The organism is Salifodinibacter halophilus (assembly GCA_012999515.1).
Classification (GTDB): Bacteria; Pseudomonadota; Gammaproteobacteria; order Nevskiales; family Salinisphaeraceae; genus Salifodinibacter; species Salifodinibacter halophilus.
The window spans coordinates 1-261 of sequence record JABEEB010000372.1; the positions used below are offsets into that span (position 1 = coordinate 1).

A 261-nucleotide genomic window follows, 5' to 3' on the forward strand; every position below is an offset into this window, starting at 1 on the left:
CGCGCGGCGTGCTTGAGCGCGTCGCTGCCGTCGCCGGTCAGCAGCGCTGCCGGCAGTTCGCGGCCGAGGCGTTCGCGCACCGCGTCGATGGTGGCCAGGCCGTCGAGGCGGTCGTGCAGGTGGTAGTCGACCAGGGCCACGTCGGGCGCTTCGCCGAGCAGCGCCAGCGCGTCGTCGACGGTGGCCGCCAGCAGCGCGTTGGCGCCCCAGCGGTCGAGCAGGGCGCGCATGCCGTCGAGGATTTCGCGGTCGTTGTCGATG

1 protein-coding gene is annotated in these 261 nt (G+C 74.3%); it reads right to left on the reverse strand.

Going from position 1 to position 261, the window contains the following annotated elements; all coding sequences use genetic code 11:
• Positions 1-261: response regulator (locus tag HKX41_12080; GenBank protein NNC24873.1), on the reverse strand; the 261-nt coding region annotated here is incomplete at both ends.